This window comes from Pseudomonas sp. zfem005 (assembly GCF_032621735.1).
Taxonomy (GTDB): Bacteria; Pseudomonadota; Gammaproteobacteria; order Pseudomonadales; family Pseudomonadaceae; genus Metapseudomonas; species Metapseudomonas solani.
On the sequence record NZ_JAVYJE010000009.1, the window covers coordinates 337,743 to 353,404 of the forward strand.

Genomic DNA, 15,662 nt, shown 5'->3' on the forward strand with positions numbered 1-15,662 from the left:
GCAAAACTCAAAGGCCATAGCGTTGACGCAATTGCGTGGCATGTTCGGACCAGGCCTGGAGGATCGCCAGCTGCGCTGGCGTCGCCGTGGCGCGGAGCTCTGCCATCGCTTGCTCGAAGCCCGCCAGTGTATTGGGCGCGCCCAGGGCCGGGTCACTCAGGCGGCCGCGGCAGAAAGCGCTCCATTTATCCCGCTCGGCGGGGGATAACGTGTCCGGGAAGTTTCTCGCGCGGTAACGGAACAGCAATTCCGGCAACCGCACATCATCGAACGGCCAGGGTTCCTGGGCCAAACGAAGCGGCTCGGCATTCCGTACTTGTTCGCACAGCCGCCGATCACGGTCACCGATAAAACCATCATAGAGTTGCTGCTCCGGATCTTCGGTTCCGGGGAAGGCTTCCTCTGCATAGATGGCGGGCAACTTGTCCTGCCATTGCCCACGCAACTCGGCAAGTTGCCGGGCGCTTTCCTGGACGGCGGCCAAGTCCACGTGCAGGCGTTGCTGGTCCGCCGGCCGCAATACACTCAAGGGCGCCACTACCGGGCAACGATTGATATGCAGGAGTTTCAACGGGACCGGTATTTCACCTTCGGCCAACTCATCACGCCGTGTATAGAGGCGGCGGCGCAGAGTTTCAGCATCCTGATCCAACAGCGGCGATACATCGGATAACAGGTCGCAGACGATCAATGCATTGCGGTTCTTCGGGTGCCAGGCCAGTGGCACTACCACGGAGAAATAATGCCGCGCCGCCGAAAAGCGACCCGATATATGTACCAGCGGCTGCAACAGGCGAATCTGTTCCTGCACCTTGTGCTTGCTGCGCAACTGGAAGAGGAAGTCATACAAGCGTGGTTGGCGATCACGCACCAGCCGCGCCAGGGCAATGGTCGCGCGCACGTCGGCCAGCGCCTCGTGGGCCTGACCATGGTCGATGCCGTTGGCGGCGGTCAGGCGCTCCAGGCGCAGCGACACCCGCCCCTCCTCGGTGGGCCACTCGATGCCCTCCGGGCGCAGCGCGTAGGCGGTGCGCAGGGTGTCGATGAGGTCCCAGCGGCTGTTGCCGCCCTGCCACTCCCGCGCATAGGGGTCGTGGAAGTTGCGGTAGAAGCTGTAGCGGGTCACTTCGTCGTCGAAGCGCAGGGTGTTGTAGCCGGCGCCGCAGGTGCCCGGGCGGGACAGCTCGGCGTGCACGCGGGTGATGAACTCGCCTTCGTCCAGCCCCTTCTCGCGCAGGGTCTGCGGCAGGATGCCGGTGACCAGGCAGGCCGCCGGGTGGGGAAGGATGTCGTCGCTGGGCCGGCAATAGATGTTCAACGGCTGCTCGATTTCGTTGAGCGCCTCGTCCGTGCGAATGCCCGCCACCTGGATGGCGCGGTCGCTGCGGGGGTTGATGCCGGTGGTTTCGTAGTCGTACCAGAAGATGCTGGAAGTCACGTTGCCTCCTATGGCCAAGGGGCCGGAGTCTATCACCCGCAGGCGAGCGACCACCGACCACCAATACGCGAAACAGTGACGCAGCCGATTGAATTCGTCGCGCCGACGCCCGAAAATATTGCGCTCGCGCCATGCCCGACCCGGGCCCGCGCCTCCTGCACCGACTCACAAGGAAGCGACCATGCAAGGCATCCCCGAAAACCCCTATTCCGCGCCCCAGAGCGCCCTGGTCGAAACCGTCGACAACGGCGCCCTGAGCATCGAAGCCGCCCTGGCCCGTGGCTACGACTTCAACATCGGCGACGTGATCAACGAATCCTGGCAGCGGGTCAAAGGCTCCAAGGGCATGATCGTCTGCGGCATGATCATCTACGGTGTCGCCAGCCAGATTCTGGCCACACTGCTCGGCCTGGTCCTGGGCTTCATCGGCGGCATGGCCGGTGAACTCGCCGCCACGGTGCTGTCCTTCATCGGCGGCGTCATCGGCTCCGGCCTCTGCGCCACGGTTCTCGGCGGCATCTACCTGCTGGGCATCCGCCAGGCTGCTGGCCAGCCGCTGAACTTCAACGAGCTGTTCAGCAACTTCAACCTGTTCGTGCCGCTGTTCATCCTCAATATCCTGATGGCAGTGCTGATCTACATCGGCTTCCTGCTGCTGCTCATCCCCGGCTTCTACCTGGCCATCGCCTACATGCTCGCCCTGCCCCTGGCGATGGAGCGCAAGCTGTCGCCCTGGGAAGCCCTGGAAGCCTCGCGCAAGGCCATCACCCAGCGCTGGTTCAAGGTCTTCGGCCTGATGCTGGTGCTGTCGCTGATCATGATGGTCAGTGCGATCCCGCTGGGCATCGGCCTGATCTGGACCTTCCCGATGTTCATCATCGCGGTCGGCATCCTCTACCGCACCATCTTCGGTGTGCTGCCGCCGCCGCAGTGATCCCGCCTTGCCGACCCGCCCAGCGGCGGGTCGGTTGCCTCGCCAAGTGATGCTCCGCTAGCATCGTGGTTTCCCCAACGCAGTCGACCCATGACATCGACGTCCCGCAGCACCAGCCCATACGGAAATGAGCAGGGTCAGTCCGCTCCCCTGGACACCCGCTACCAGGTGGAAACGCCCGAGGGCATCGACCTCGTGCTGCGCCCCGCCAGCCTCCTGCCCCGCGCCCTGGCCTATACCGTGGACCTGCTGATCCGCGGCATCCTGCTGCTGGTGCTCTACTCGGTATTCCTCCTGCTCGGGCAGTTCGGCATGGGCCTGGGCCTGATCGTCACCTTCCTCGTCACCTGGTGGTACATGGTGCTGTTCGAGGTGCTCAACCAGGGCCGCTCCCCCGGCAAGCAATTGATGGGGCTGCGCGTGGTCCACGACGACGGCACGCCGGTGGGCTGGTCCTCGTCGCTGGTACGCAACCTGCTGCGCTTCGTCGACATCCTGCCCTTCGGCTACGCCCTGGGCATCATCAGTACCCTGACACACCCCGCCTTCAAGCGCCTCGGCGACCTCGCCGCCGGCACCCTGGTGGTCTACCGCGAAGACAAACCCTCGCGCCCGCAACTGCCGGACGCCGAGCCCCAGCGTGCACCCTTCATCCTGAGCCTCGCCGAGCAGCGCGCCATCCTCGGCTATGCCGAGCGCCAGGGCGGCCTCTCCAGCGGTCGCCGCGCCGAGCTGGCGGGCATCCTCGCCGAGCCGCTGGAAGTCCCGGCCGAGCAGGCCGAGGCCCGCCTCAACGGCATCGCCAGGAGCCTACTGGGAAGCCCATGAAACAAAGCCTTTTCGAACGTCGCCACCAGGCCGACTGGGAACGCTTCGGCGCCCAGCTCGACGCTCTGGAACGCGGCAAGGCCGACGCCAAGTCCTGCGAGGGCTTCGCCGCCGACTACCGCCACCTCTGCCAGCAACTGGCCCTGGCCCAGGAGCGCGGCTACAGCAGCCACCTGATCGACCAGCTGCAGCAACTGGCCATGCGTGGCCACCAGCAGTTCTACCGTCACCGCAGCCACCTCGGCGCGCAGATCGTCGGCTTCGTGCTCGGCGGCTTCCCGCGCCTGGTGCGTGAGCAGTGGCGCAGCATCCTCATCGCCAGCCTGCTGTTCTACGTGAGCCTGGCGGTGATGGGCGTGCTGGTGCACCAGTTTCCCGACCTGGTCTACAGCGTGGTGCCGCCGGACCAGGTGGCCGAGATGGAATCCATGTACGAGCCCGACGCCCACCGCATCGGCGCCAGCGAGCGCGACTCCGGCGACGACTGGATGATGTTCGGCCACTACATCATGAACAACATCGGCATCGCCTTTCAGACCTACGCCAGCGGCCTGCTCTTCGGCCTTGGCAGCCTGTTCTTCCTGTTCTTCAACGGCCTGATGATCGGCGCCGTGGCCGGGCACCTGACCCAGGTCGGCTACGGCGAGACCTTCTGGTCCTTCGTCATCGGCCACGGCTCCTTCGAGCTCACCGCCATCACCTTCGCCGGTGCCGCCGGTCTGCAGCTGGGCTGGGCGCTGCTCGCCCCCGGGCGGATGACCCGCGCCGAATCCCTGCGCCTGGCCGCCACCCACAGCGTCAAACTCATTGCCGGCGCCATGCTGATGCTCCTGATCGCTGCCTTCGTCGAGGCCTACTGGTCGTCCATGACCTTCACCACGCCCAAGGTGAAGTACATCGTGGGCGCCTGCCTGTGGCTGCTGCTCGGCAGCTACTTCTGCTTCGCCGGTCGGAGTCGCCATGCGCCTGACTGATGCCAGCGTCGCCATCCGCCCGCGCAGCGCCTGGGAAGCCATGGACCTCGGCGTGCTGCTCGCCCGGCGCCACATGGGCCTGCTCATGGCCAGCTGGGCGCTGGTCACCCTGCCGGTGTTCCTGCTGCTGTGCCTGGTGCTGTGGAACTACTCCGGCTGGGCGATCTTCATCTTCTGGCTGCTCAAGCCCGCCTTCGAGCGCCTGCCGCTGTACATCCTTTCCCGCGCGCTGTTCGGCGACACGCCGACGCTCAAGGAAGCGCTCAAGGCCTTCCCGCGCCTGCTCAAGCCGCAGCTGATCGCCAGCCTCACCTGGCGCCGCTTCAGCCCCACGCGCAGCTTCGACATGCCGGTGATGCAGCTGGAAGGCCTCTCCGGCGCGGCCCGCAGCCAGCGCCTGGTGGTGCTCGGCCAGCGCGATGCCGGTGGCGCCACCTGGCTCACCATCATCGGCATGCACCTGGAAACCGCCCTGTGGATGGGCCTGATCACCCTGCTCTACCTGATGCTGCCGCAGCAGGTGGTGGCCGACTGGGACTGGCAGAAACTCCTGCAACAGGCCGAAGGCGACTGGGTGTGGCTGGAGCACCTGTCCAACGGCCTGTATTTCTTCGTGCTGATGATCTGGGAGCCGGTCTACGTCGCCTGCGGTTTCACCCTCTACCTGAACCGCCGCACCGCCCTGGAAGCCTGGGACATCGAGCTGGTGTTCCGCCGCCTGCGCCAGCGCCTTACCGGTCTCGCCTACGCCCTGGTACTGGGCATGGGCGTGCTCCTGGTCACCGCCCTGCCCGCCCAGCCGGTACTGGCCGACGAAACAGCCAGCAGCTGCCCGATCCCGGTGGAAGACCCCAACGGCCCCGACGCCCCGCGCCTCCTCCACCAGGAGCTGACCAGCCAGGCCTCCAGCGAAAGCATTGCCAAGCTGCTGGACGAGCCGCCCTTCGAGAACCGCGAGACGGTGACCCGCTGGCGCTTCCCGGATGCCGAGGCCAAGGACAAGAAGAAGGAAGAGCTCTCCAAGGAGGACGCGGAAAGCCTCACCAGCTTCCTCGAAGGCCTGTTCAAGCTCACCAAGCTCTGGGACAGCACCAGCTGGCTGGCGCTGGTGATCAAGGTGCTGCTGTGGGGCCTGCTGTTCAGCCTCATCGCCCTGATCATCTGGCGCTACCGCGAATGGCTCGCCACCTTCGCCGGCAACATCGGCCTGCCGAAACGCCGGCGCCGCGAGGCCCCCTTGCAGCTGTTCGGCCTGGAAGTGGCCCCCGAGACCCTGCCCGACGACGTCGCCAGCGAAGCCGAACGGCTCTGGGCCGAGCACCCGCGCGAGGCCCTCGGCCTGCTCTACCGTGCCCTGCTCAGCCACCTGCTCCACGATTTCCGCCTGCCGCTCAAGGGCTCCCACACCGAAGGCGAAGTGCTGCGCATGGTGCAGAACCTGCAGCGTGAAGAGCTGGGGCGCTTCGCCCAGGTCCTCACCCGCCACTGGCAGAACCTCGCCTACGGCCACCAGCTGCCACCGGAGAGCCTCAAGCGTGGCCTCTGTGAAGGCTGGCGCCGCCTCGTTGCCACGGGGGCCAGCGCATGAGCCGTCGTGGAGGTTTCATCTTCGGTGCCCTGCTCTTCCTGCTGCTGGGCCTGTTCCTCATCTGGCTGCTCAACAAGATCGAGCCCTATCAGGAAACCATCGCCCACGGGGCCTCGCCCGAGGCGCGCGCCAACATCTACCTCGCCGCCGAGAGCTACCTGCGCAAGCAGGGCCTGACGGTGGCGCACGCCGATGGCCTGGAAGTGCTCAACGACCTGCCCGCCGCCGGCCACACCCTGTTGCTGCTGGCCGACCGCAGCCGCATGACCCCGCGCCAGGCCGACCGCGTGCTGGACTGGGCGGCCAAGGGCGGCCACCTGCTGTTCGTCGCCGAAGCCCTGTACGACGAGGACGACGGCAAGAGCGGTGACCTGCTGCTGGACCGCCTCGGCGTGCAGCAGTACGAGAGCGAGGACCTCGACGAAGAGGACAGCGAGGACGCCGAGCAGAGCGAAGCCACCGACAGCGCCGAAGACACCCAGGATGAAGCCGAGTCCGACGCCACCGACGACAGCGAGCAGCAGGCCGAAGGCGAGGAAGAAGCGCCGGCCGACGGCGAAGCCGAGCCCGAGGACGAAGACCGCTACCCCGAGCTGACCAAGCTCTACCTGGAAAACGAGGACGCGCCGGCCTACATCGACTTCGATACCAGCTTCCACCTCTACGACAGCGAAGACCGCGCCCACGCCTGGGCCAACAGCGGCAACGCCACCCACATGCTGCAGATGAACCACGGCGACGGCCTGGTCACCGTGCTCACCGACAGCTGGATCTGGCAGAACAACAACATCGCCAGCCACGACAACGCCTGGCTGCTCTGGTACCTGACCCAGGACACCGGCGTGACCCTGTTGTACCGCGCCGAGCGCGATGACCTGCCCGCCCTGCTGCTGCGCAACTTCCCCGAAGCGCTGGCGGCCCTGGCCCTGCTCATCGCCCTGGTGCTCTGGCACGTCGGCCGTCGCCAGGGGCCGCAACTGGCACCGGCCAGCCGCTCGCGCCGCCAGCTGGAAGAACACCTGCGCGCCAGCGCCGACTTCCTTATGCGGCGCAGCGGCAAGCAGGTGCTGCTGCAAGGCCTGCAGCGCGACATCCTGCGTCGCGCGCGGCGCCGTCACCCCGGTTTCGAACGACTCGCCGTGGCCGAGCAATGGCAGGTGCTCAGCCGCCTGACCCGCATGCCCACCGCCGCCATCAGCCAGGCCATGCGGCCGCTGCCCAAGCAGCGCCTCAGCGCCTCCGAATTCACCCGCCAGGTCGCCCACCTGCAAAGCCTCAGGAATGCCCTATGAGCGAACAGACGCCCGATCAGCCGATCAACGATGAAGCCGAAGGCCTGAACCTGGACCTTTCCGACGTCACCCCCGAAGCCCCGGCCCCCGTGACTGCTGCCGTGCAGCCGAGCGAGCCTGCCCAGGCGCCGGCCGCCCCCGTGGCACCCGCCGCGCCCTCGGCAGCCAGCAGCCAGCGCCAGCGCGCCAGCCAGCTGGCCCAGGCCCTGCGCCAGGAACTGCAGAAAGCCGTGGTCGGCCAGACCGCCGTCATCGACGACGTGCTCACCGCCCTGATCGGCGCCGGCCACGTGCTGGTGGAAGGCGTGCCGGGCCTGGGCAAGACCCTGCTGGTCCGCGCCCTGGCACGCTGCTTCGGCGGCGAGTTCTCGCGTATCCAGTTCACCCCGGACCTGATGCCCAGCGACGTCACCGGCCACGCCGTGTACGACATGCAGAGCGAGCAGTTCAAGCTGCGCAAGGGCCCGGTGTTCACCAACCTGCTGCTGGCGGACGAAATCAACCGCGCCCCGGCCAAGACCCAGGCCGCGCTGCTGGAAGTGATGCAGGAACGCCAGGTCACCCTCGAAGGCCGCGCCCTGCCGGTGCCCCTGCCCTTCCTAGTCATGGCCACCCAGAACCCCATCGAGCAGGAAGGCACCTACCCGCTGCCGGAAGCCGAGCTCGACCGCTTCATGCTCAAGCTGCGCATGGACTACCCCGAGGCCAACGAAGAGCTCGCCCTGGTGCGCCAGGTGACCCGCTCCGCCCGTGCCGACATGCTGGAGGTGGCGCCCCTGCGCACCCTGCTGCAGGCCAAGGACGTGCAGGCCCTGCAACGCATCGCCAGCGAACTGCCCATGGACGACCAGGTGCTCGACTACGCCGTGCGCCTGGCCCGTGCCACCCGCACCTGGCCGGGCCTGGCCCTGGGTGCCGGCCCGCGCGCCTCCATCGCCCTGGTCCGTGGCGGTCGCGCCCGCGCCCTGCTGCGCGGCGGCGACTTCGTGCTGCCCGATGACGTGAAGAGCTGCGCCCTGGCGGTGCTGCGCCACCGCGTACGGCTGTCGCCGGAGCTGGATATCGAAGGCCAGTCCGTGGACCAGGTCCTGCAACAACTGCTGGAACAGGTGCCGGCGCCGCGCCTATGAAACCATCGCGCATCCTGCTCGGCCTGATCGCCGGCCTGCTGGCCGTGGCGCTGGTCCTGGGCACCCTGCACGCCCTCGGCACCAAGCTGCCGGAACAGCTGCGCCTGCTCTGGTGGGGGCTGCTCTGCGCCCTCGCCCTGCTGGCCGTGCTCGATGCGCTGTGGCTGCGCCGCCTGCCTTCACCCGCGCTGGAACGCCAACTGCCGGGCAATCTGTCCCTGGGCCGCTGGGGCGAGGTGCGCCTGCGCGTGCACCATGCCTTCACCCGCGCCCTGCAGCTCAAGGTCTACGACCATGTGCCGGCGGGGATGGACACCGAGTTCCTGCCGCAATCCGTGGCCCTGCACCCGGGCGAGGTCACCGAGTTCGGCTACCGCGTGCGCCCGCTGCAGCGCGGCCGCTTCGCCTTCCCCCTGTGCGAGGTGGAGCTGCCCAGCCCCCTGGGCCTGTGGGGCCAGCGCCGCTACCTCGACCTGCCGGGCGAGACCCGCGTCTACCCGGATTTCGCCCGCCTCTACGGCGCCCAGCTGATGGCGGTGGACGACTGGCTCAGCCAGCTCGGCGTGCGCCAGCGTCCGCGGCGCGGCCTGGGCCTGGAGTTCCACCAGCTGCGTGAATTCCGTGACGGCGACACCCTGCGCCAGATCGACTGGAAGGCCACCGCGCGCAAGCGCACGCCCATCGCCCGTGAATACCAGGACGAGCGCGACCAGCAGATCGTCTTCATGCTCGACTGCGGCCGCCGCATGCGCAGCCAGGACGGCGATCTCTCGCACTTCGACCACGCCCTCAACGCCAGCCTGCTGCTCAGCTACGTGGCCCTGCGCCAGGGCGACGCGGTGGGCCTCAGCACCTTCGCCGGCGACCAGCAGCGCTACCTCGCGCCGGTCAAGGGCCCGGCCCAGTTGAGCGTATTGCTCAACGCCGTCTACGACCTCAACAGCACCCAGCGCCCGGCCGACTTCGGCGCCGCCATCGACGCCCTGCTGGCACGCCAGCGCCGCCGCGCCCTGGTGGTGCTGGTGACCAACCTGCGCGATGAAGACGACGATGAACTGCTGGCCGCGGTCAAGCGCCTCGGCCGCCATCACCGGGTGCTGATCGCCAGCCTGCGGGAAGAAGTGCTGGACGCCCTGCGCCAGGAACCGGTGCAAGGCTTCGAGCAGGCGCTGTCCTACTGCGGCACGGTGGACTACCTCAACGCCCGCGCCAGCCTGCACGAACGCCTGGCTGCCCACGACGTCCCGGTGCTCGACTGCCGCCCCGGCGAACTCGGCCCCGAACTGGTCGGCCGCTACCTCGCCTGGAAAAAGGCCGGCGTGCTCTAACCCCCATCAGGGCACGCTTGATTCCCGGGCTGAAGCCCGGGCTACGGACTGCTTGAGCGCAACCGTAGGATGGGTAGAGCGAAGCGAAACCCATGCTGCCAATCGCCAACCCCACCTCCGCACGGTGGAGGTAAAAAGCGACCTCCACCCTACCCAATGGTCAGCTCCGCACGCACAACCGCAGGGCGGGTGAACCTCGCGTGGCACCGTGCGTGGATGTGTCGGGTTGCACCCGACCTACGTGGCCAATTCGTAGGATGGGTCGGGCGGCGTTCCGCGAGCGAAGCGAAACCCATCATGGCGGTCACGCCACCCTCACCATTCTGCGTGCGATCCCATAGGCTGCCGCCACGCCTGAAGCGCAGCGGCTAACGCCGGGCACGGCTACGCCGACGCGGCGAGGGGACGAAAGCTGAAGTAGTGGCGCAGCGCCTCGACCATCTCCACATACTCCGGCGGCGGTGCCACCAGGGCAAAGCCCGAGTCGAAGTTGCCGGGGTTGACGTCTTCCCGGCTCCATTGGCAGGTCGCGTAGAAATCGATGAAGTGCTGCTGGCCGTCATGCCCCGGAATCTTCAGGCGCATGTCGAAACGGGCCCCCACCAGCATCGGTAGCTGGCTAATGAGCATCAGGCCTTCGAGGGACACGTTGCCCAGATAGCCCATGGGCTTGTCGGTGATGCGATTGAAGACCTTCAGGTAATAGGGCAGCTGGTGGCGTTCTATTCGGCGTTGGCTACGCATGATGGCGAATCGCTATTGATGGCCGTTCAGTATGGCCTCACTACTGCACTCGAACCAAGTAATTAACCGCAGTGCTCACTGATTTCCGCAGTCAATTTACGACGGGCGGCGTCGATCTCGCCGTCGCTGTAATACTGGCGCTCACCCTTCCCATCGACACGATAGAACTTAGCGCCGTCGCGAAGCTGGGCAAGGTTACCGCGTAACGTGTTGCATTGCTTCTGGCGCTCGCCGCGGGCATCCGCCGCCTTGCGCTCGGCCTGCGCCTGTTCCTGGCGGCGGGCATCGAAGAACTGCTCGGCACGTTGCTCACGTTCACGGGTGGCCTCGTCACGCTCCACCACCTGCGGCTTGACCTCCACCTGCTGCGCGCCGGCCTGGGGTCGCTCGCTGAAATGCACCTGGCCGCTGGCGTCCGTCCAGCGGTAGATCTCCGCGCTCGCCAGCCCTGGCAGCAGGATGACCGCGAAAAGCAGGTGACGCATGGAGCCCCTCCCGGAAACAAAGGCCAAGCTTAGCGCTGGCCGGTCGCCACTCAAGCGAGCCACGACCGACGGTCGAAACGCCGGTCAGAGCGACGCCGGGGTGGCCTTGGCCGGTGAGCCGGTGTTGATCTGGCCGAGCTTCTCCAGGGTCTCCAGGCGCGCACGGGCGCGGTAGGCGTACTCGCTGGTGGGGTAGCGGCCGATGATGAAGTTGTAGGTCTGCTGGGCATCCACGAACAGGCTCTGGCGCTCCAGGCACTGGCCGCGCAGCAGGGAGATCTCCGGCTGCATATAGGCCCGCGAGCGGCTCTTGCGCTCGGCCTGGGACAGCTCGAGCATGGCCGTTTCGCAGTCGCCCTCGTCGTAGGCGTGGTAGGCATTGTTCAGGTGATGGTCCAGCGACCAGCGGGTGCAACCGGCAAGGCCGGCGAGCAGGGCCAGGATGATCAGCGTGCGCATGGGTAAGTCCTCCGTTGGCGAGTATATCGGCGCTCACGGAAATTTCTGCAGCGCCATCCGGCGGAGTGCGGGCACAACCTCCGATGGGACTTGCAGCCCATCATCCCGGCCCAGGCGAAGCGGCTGCTAGACTCGCCCAAACCCCGCCCCCGGAGCCTCCATGCAGCCCATCCGCCCTGCCCTGCTGTGCACCCTCCTGCTGCTTGGCGCCTGCGCCCCCACCACCCCGCTGTTCATCGCCCAGATCACCACCAACGAAGCGGTGGAGTACAAGGTGCTGAAGAACAACCGCATGGCCGCGGCGGTGGAAGAGGATGGCGACCTGCTCACCTACAGCGCCATGGCCATCCGCGATGGCACCAGCGCCCAGGCCGAGAAGCTCTACCTCACCGGTTACCAGGATCGCCAGTTCAGCGACGAGGTGCGTGCCATCTCGCTCTACCAGATCGGCCTGATCTACATGAGCCGCTACAACGACCAGCGCGATGACACCAAGGCGCTCAACCGTTTCTACCAGATCACCAACGAGTTCCCCGGCACCCGCGCCGCCGAACGCGCCGAAGCGCGCATCCTGGTAATCCGCCAGCGCGCCGACGAGCCGGTGCACAAGACCGCCCGCGAGCTGCTGGCCGACTGGAAGCCCAGCCAGAACCTCGATCTCTACCGCAGCGATCTCGACCCGGACATGACCCTGCTGTCGCGCCGCGCCGTGCTCAAGGACCGCGTCGACGAAGCCGAGCAGCTGTATTCCCTGGCCCTGGGCGACGCCCATGTGCAGCCCGATATCAAGGCCCGCTCGCTGTACCAGATGGCGCTGATGAACCTGGCCCCGGCCAATCCCCGCGCCGACCGTGGCCGCGCCATCGGCTACCTGCGCCGCCTGCTCGCCGAGTTCCCCGATGCCGAGCAGGCCGAGAATGCCGCCCGGCACCTGGACCAGGCGCTGAATCCCGGCGTGAAATAACCCCGGCAAAGGGTAGTGAAGAGGAACAATGACTACAGGTTGCGAGCGGTGTAGCCTCGGGCTCTGCTTGAAAAATGGAGTCTTCGCATGTCCCTTCGCCGCACCAAGATAGTCGCCACCCTCGGCCCAGCCAGCAACTCGCCCGAGGTGCTGGAACAGCTGATCCTCGCCGGTATCGACGTTGCCCGCCTGAACTTCTCCCACGGCACCCCCGACGAGCACAAGGCGCGCGCCCGCCTGGTCCGCGAGCTGGCAGCCAAGCACGGCCGCTTCGTGGCGCTGCTGGGCGACCTGCAAGGCCCGAAGATCCGTATCGCCAAGTTCGAAGGCAAGCGCATCGAACTGGAAGCCGGCGACAAATTCCGCTTCTCCGTCACCCACCCGCGTGAAGCCGGCAACCAGGATGTGGTCGGCATCGACTACCCGGACCTGATCAAGGACTGCGGTATCGGCGACGAACTGCTGCTGGACGACGGCCGCGTGGTCATGCGCGTCGACGCCACCACCGCCGACGAACTGCACTGCACCGTGCTCATCGGTGGCCCGCTGTCGGACCACAAGGGCATCAACCGTCGTGGCGGTGGCCTCACCGCCCCGGCCCTGACCGCCAAGGACAAGGCCGACATCAAACTGGCCGCCGAGATGGAACTGGACTACCTGGCCGTGTCCTTCCCCCGTGACGCCGCCGACATGGAACTGGCCCGCCGCCTGCGCGACGAAGCCGGTGGCAGCGCCTGGCTGGTGGCCAAGATCGAACGCGCCGAAGCCGTGGCCGACGACGAAGCCCTGGACGGCCTGATCCGCGCCAGCGACGCCGTGATGGTGGCCCGTGGCGACTTGGGCGTTGAGATCGGCGACGCCGAGCTGGTGGGCATCCAGAAGAAGATCATCCTGCACGCCCGCCGCTACAACAAAGCCGTGATCACCGCGACCCAGATGATGGAGTCGATGATCCACAGCCCCATGCCGACCCGCGCCGAAGTCTCCGACGTAGCCAACGCCGCGCTGGACTACACGGACGCCGTGATGCTCTCCGCCGAGAGCGCCGCCGGCGAATACCCGGTGGAAGCGGTGCAGGCCATGGCCCGTGTCTGCGTCGGTGCCGAGAAGCACCCCACCAGCCAGAAATCCAGCCACCGCCTGGGGCACACCTTCAGCCGCTGCGACGAGAGCGTGGCCCTGGCGACCATGTACACCGCCAACCACTTCCCGGGCGTGAAGGCGATCATCTGCCTCACCGAGAGCGGCTACAGCCCGCTGATCATGTCGCGCATCCGCTCCTCGGTGCCGATCTTCGCCTTCTCCCCCCACCGCGCCACCCAGGCCCGCGTCGCCCTCTTCCGTGGCGTGCAGACCGTGCCCTTCGACCCGGCCGCGCTGCCGGCCGACAAGGTCAGCCAGGCCGCGGTGGACGAACTGCTCAAGCGCGGCATCGTGCAGCAGGGCGACTGGGTCATCCTCACCAAGGGCGACAGCTACCACACCGTCGGCGGCACCAACACCATGAAGATCCTCCACGTCGGCGACCCGCTGGTGTGAGGCATCCGCAGTGAATGAAAAAGGCCGCTCGATGAGCGGCCTTTTTTCATTCAAGGGCTTGGAAACGGCGGCGCTGCGCACCGCTTGGCGAATGAATTGGCTCTGTCTGCGTTAAGTGTTGCTAGAGGATTTGAGCTCAGCTGATTGCTGAGTTCTGGTGATGTTTCTGGTTTCGCCCTCCCGGGCGAGTCCCTTTTCCAATCGTTGAAAAGGAACCAAAAAACTTGCCCCATCATCCGGCCCCGGCTTCGCCGCGGTGCCCTCACTCCATCGTCGCTCTGGGGGCCGGCGCGATGGGCCATCCATGGCCTGGCGCGCCTCTCGCGGCATCCATGCCGCTCGTCCCCCGGCGCAACGACTGCGTTCAGCCTCCTGGAGGGGCGTTGGCGGCTGCTCCAACTTTCTTCGCTCAAATCCACATATTGATGTGCGCACCAACCCAGCGTGCACGTAGCGGCGGCTTTCGTAGGATGGCGTAGAGCGGAGCGAAACCCATGCGGTGGCGGTGGCAGAAATCCTTTGGTGCCCGGAAAGCACCGTGCTTGAGCGCCTGCATTAAAACCACAACAGCTAACGCAGACAGAGCCAATGAATTCGCCCCTACAACGATCAACAGCGCCAGGGCGACCGTCTTCATCCTGTGGGAGCGGATTCATCCGCGATTGCAGGCCGAAGGACTGCCAGGGCCCCCCGGGGAGCGCTGCGCGCTCCTTTCGCGAATGAATTCGCTCCCACAAACAGCAATGACATCGTGCCGCCGGTAGCCCTGGATTCCAGGGGCGTCACTGCCAGCCGGGCTGGTACAAACTTCCGTGGGCCTTATCCAAGGCGGCACGCACCTGCGGCGAGTGCTGGTACACATCCACGAACTTGGCCAGGCGGCCGTCGTCCTGGTAATCGCCACGGGTGACGAACTGGATGATGTATTCCTTGTTCTCGATGCCGTCGAAGAGCAGCGCGCTGTTGGGGTCGAGGGTGCCGGCCAGGCGGATGTAGTGCGGGTAGCCCTGGGCCAGGTCGACGTCGTCCAGGGCGCGCACCAGCTGCACGGCTTCCAGCTCGATGATGTCGATGTGCTTGGGGTTGTCGACGATGTCATCCAGGGTCGCCTTGTAGCCCACGCCGTCCTTGAGCTTGAGCAGCCCGGCCTTCTGCAGCAGCTGCAGGCCGCGACCGCCATTGATGGGGTCGTTGGCGATGGCCACCTTGGCGCCTTCGGGCAGGTCGGCGATGGCCTTGTACTGGGTCGAGTAGAGGCCGACGTTGTTGATCACCCCGGGCGCGAAAGCCTTGAGGGCGAAGCCGCCTTCCTTGTTGGCGTTCTCCAGGAAGGGCGTGTGCTGGAAGTAGTTCACGTCGATGTCGCCGTGGGCCAGGGTGATGTTCGGCGTGTTCCAGTCGGTGAACTCCACCAGCTCCACCTTGAGGCCTTGCTTGGCGGCTTCTTCCACCGCCACTTCCAGGGGCGGGGCGAAGGCGGCGGTGGTACCCACCTTCAGGGTCTGCTCGGCGGCCTGGGCGATGCCGGTGGCCAGGAGCAGGCCGAGGGTGAGGGTCTTGAGGGTAAATCGGGTCATGGGTTCATTCCTCGGGTAATGGAGAATCACTGTGTAGGGGCGACTTCAGTCGCCAAGGAGCGCGTAGCGCTCCCGGGGGCACCGTGGGGCAGGCCTGCGGCCTGCTGGGCGAATGAATTGGCTCTGTCTGCGTTAAGTGTTGCTAGCTTCTAGACTTGTCGTTACGGCATCTCTTTCAGGAGGTCTGCCATGCGTGCGACAGAGTTTCGGAGCTGGCTATCTCGCCTGACTCAGCTCAACCAAACCCAGCGGGATCAGCTTCAAACGCAGCTGTCCTGCCCCCAGGGCATGCTGGCGGAGGCGCTGGAGCCTCCCGAGCATTGCCCCCACTGCCAAGCCACAGCCTTACGCCCATGGGGTTCCAGTCACGGCTTGGCCCGCT

At 66.6% G+C, this 15,662-nt stretch carries 14 protein-coding genes; 9 read left to right on the forward strand and 5 right to left on the reverse strand.

The genetic code is table 11. The annotated features are described in order from the left end of the window. Window positions 1-7: 7 nt before the first annotated feature. Window positions 8-1,438, reverse strand: coding sequence for an exodeoxyribonuclease I (gene sbcB, locus RTW82_RS21615; RefSeq protein ID WP_271660171.1), 1,431 nt, complete (start codon window positions 1,436-1,438; stop codon window positions 8-10). Window positions 1,439-1,619: 181 nt separating this feature from the next. Between sbcB and RTW82_RS21620 the strand changes: the two genes are divergently transcribed. The 7 genes from RTW82_RS21620 to RTW82_RS21650 all read left to right on the forward strand — a co-directional run bounded on the left by RTW82_RS21620 (window position 1,620) and on the right by RTW82_RS21650 (window position 9,512). Beyond that, complete coding sequence (locus RTW82_RS21620; RefSeq protein WP_043242520.1) at window positions 1,620-2,372, forward strand: integral membrane protein; 753 nt, start codon at window positions 1,620-1,622, stop codon at window positions 2,370-2,372. A gap of 90 nt (window positions 2,373-2,462) precedes the next feature. Beyond that, on the forward strand, window positions 2,463-3,200 hold the full coding sequence (locus RTW82_RS21625; RefSeq protein ID WP_021218052.1) for an RDD family protein: 738 nt from the start codon (window positions 2,463-2,465) through the stop codon (window positions 3,198-3,200). Then, window positions 3,197-4,174, forward strand: coding sequence for a stage II sporulation protein M (locus RTW82_RS21630; RefSeq protein ID WP_263400452.1), 978 nt, complete (start codon window positions 3,197-3,199; stop codon window positions 4,172-4,174). The genes RTW82_RS21625 and RTW82_RS21630 overlap by 4 nt, the downstream gene beginning before the upstream one ends. Further along, the gene (locus RTW82_RS21635; protein ID WP_316926435.1) at window positions 4,161-5,762 is read left to right on the forward strand and encodes a DUF4129 domain-containing protein; all 1,602 of its coding nucleotides are present in this window, start codon (window positions 4,161-4,163) and stop codon (window positions 5,760-5,762) included. The genes RTW82_RS21630 and RTW82_RS21635 overlap by 14 nt, the downstream gene beginning before the upstream one ends. Then, on the forward strand, window positions 5,759-7,054 hold the full coding sequence (locus RTW82_RS21640) for a DUF4350 domain-containing protein (protein ID WP_316926436.1): 1,296 nt from the start codon (window positions 5,759-5,761) through the stop codon (window positions 7,052-7,054). Before RTW82_RS21635 ends, RTW82_RS21640 begins: the two co-directional genes overlap by 4 nt. Further along, on the forward strand, window positions 7,051-8,184 hold the full coding sequence (locus tag RTW82_RS21645; protein ID WP_410478828.1) for an AAA family ATPase: 1,134 nt from the start codon (window positions 7,051-7,053) through the stop codon (window positions 8,182-8,184). The genes RTW82_RS21640 and RTW82_RS21645 overlap by 4 nt, the downstream gene beginning before the upstream one ends. Next, a complete protein-coding gene (locus tag RTW82_RS21650) occupies window positions 8,181-9,512 on the forward strand; it encodes a DUF58 domain-containing protein (RefSeq protein ID WP_043242513.1) in 1,332 nt (443 codons plus the stop codon). The genes RTW82_RS21645 and RTW82_RS21650 overlap by 4 nt, the downstream gene beginning before the upstream one ends. Before the next feature lie 384 nt (window positions 9,513-9,896). Here the strand turns inward: RTW82_RS21650 and RTW82_RS21655 are convergent, their stop codons facing one another. The 3 genes from RTW82_RS21655 to RTW82_RS21665 all read right to left on the reverse strand — a co-directional run bounded on the left by RTW82_RS21655 (window position 9,897) and on the right by RTW82_RS21665 (window position 11,200). Beyond that, the gene (locus RTW82_RS21655) at window positions 9,897-10,256 is read right to left on the reverse strand and encodes a PilZ domain-containing protein (protein WP_021218058.1); all 360 of its coding nucleotides are present in this window, start codon (window positions 10,254-10,256) and stop codon (window positions 9,897-9,899) included. Window positions 10,257-10,318: 62 nt separating this feature from the next. Beyond that, window positions 10,319-10,741 (reverse strand): DUF4124 domain-containing protein, encoded by a 423-nt coding sequence (locus tag RTW82_RS21660; RefSeq protein WP_021218059.1) that lies wholly within the window; start codon window positions 10,739-10,741, stop codon window positions 10,319-10,321. An 84-nt stretch (window positions 10,742-10,825) separates the two neighbouring features. Then, window positions 10,826-11,200: a tetratricopeptide repeat protein gene (locus tag RTW82_RS21665; protein ID WP_021218060.1), complete on the reverse strand. Its 375-nt coding sequence runs from the start codon at window positions 11,198-11,200 to the stop codon at window positions 10,826-10,828. A 160-nt stretch (window positions 11,201-11,360) separates the two neighbouring features. On the opposite strand from RTW82_RS21665, the gene RTW82_RS21670 reads away from it, so the two are divergent. Continuing rightward, complete coding sequence (locus tag RTW82_RS21670; protein ID WP_021218061.1) at window positions 11,361-12,164, forward strand: hypothetical protein; 804 nt, start codon at window positions 11,361-11,363, stop codon at window positions 12,162-12,164. A gap of 87 nt (window positions 12,165-12,251) precedes the next feature. Beyond that, a complete protein-coding gene (gene pyk, locus RTW82_RS21675) occupies window positions 12,252-13,703 on the forward strand; it encodes a pyruvate kinase (protein ID WP_316926437.1) in 1,452 nt (483 codons plus the stop codon). Window positions 13,704-14,485: 782 nt separating this feature from the next. Here the strand turns inward: pyk and RTW82_RS21680 are convergent. Next, complete coding sequence (locus RTW82_RS21680; protein ID WP_316926438.1) at window positions 14,486-15,280, reverse strand: MetQ/NlpA family ABC transporter substrate-binding protein; 795 nt, start codon at window positions 15,278-15,280, stop codon at window positions 14,486-14,488. Between the last annotated feature and the right edge of the window lie 382 nt (window positions 15,281-15,662).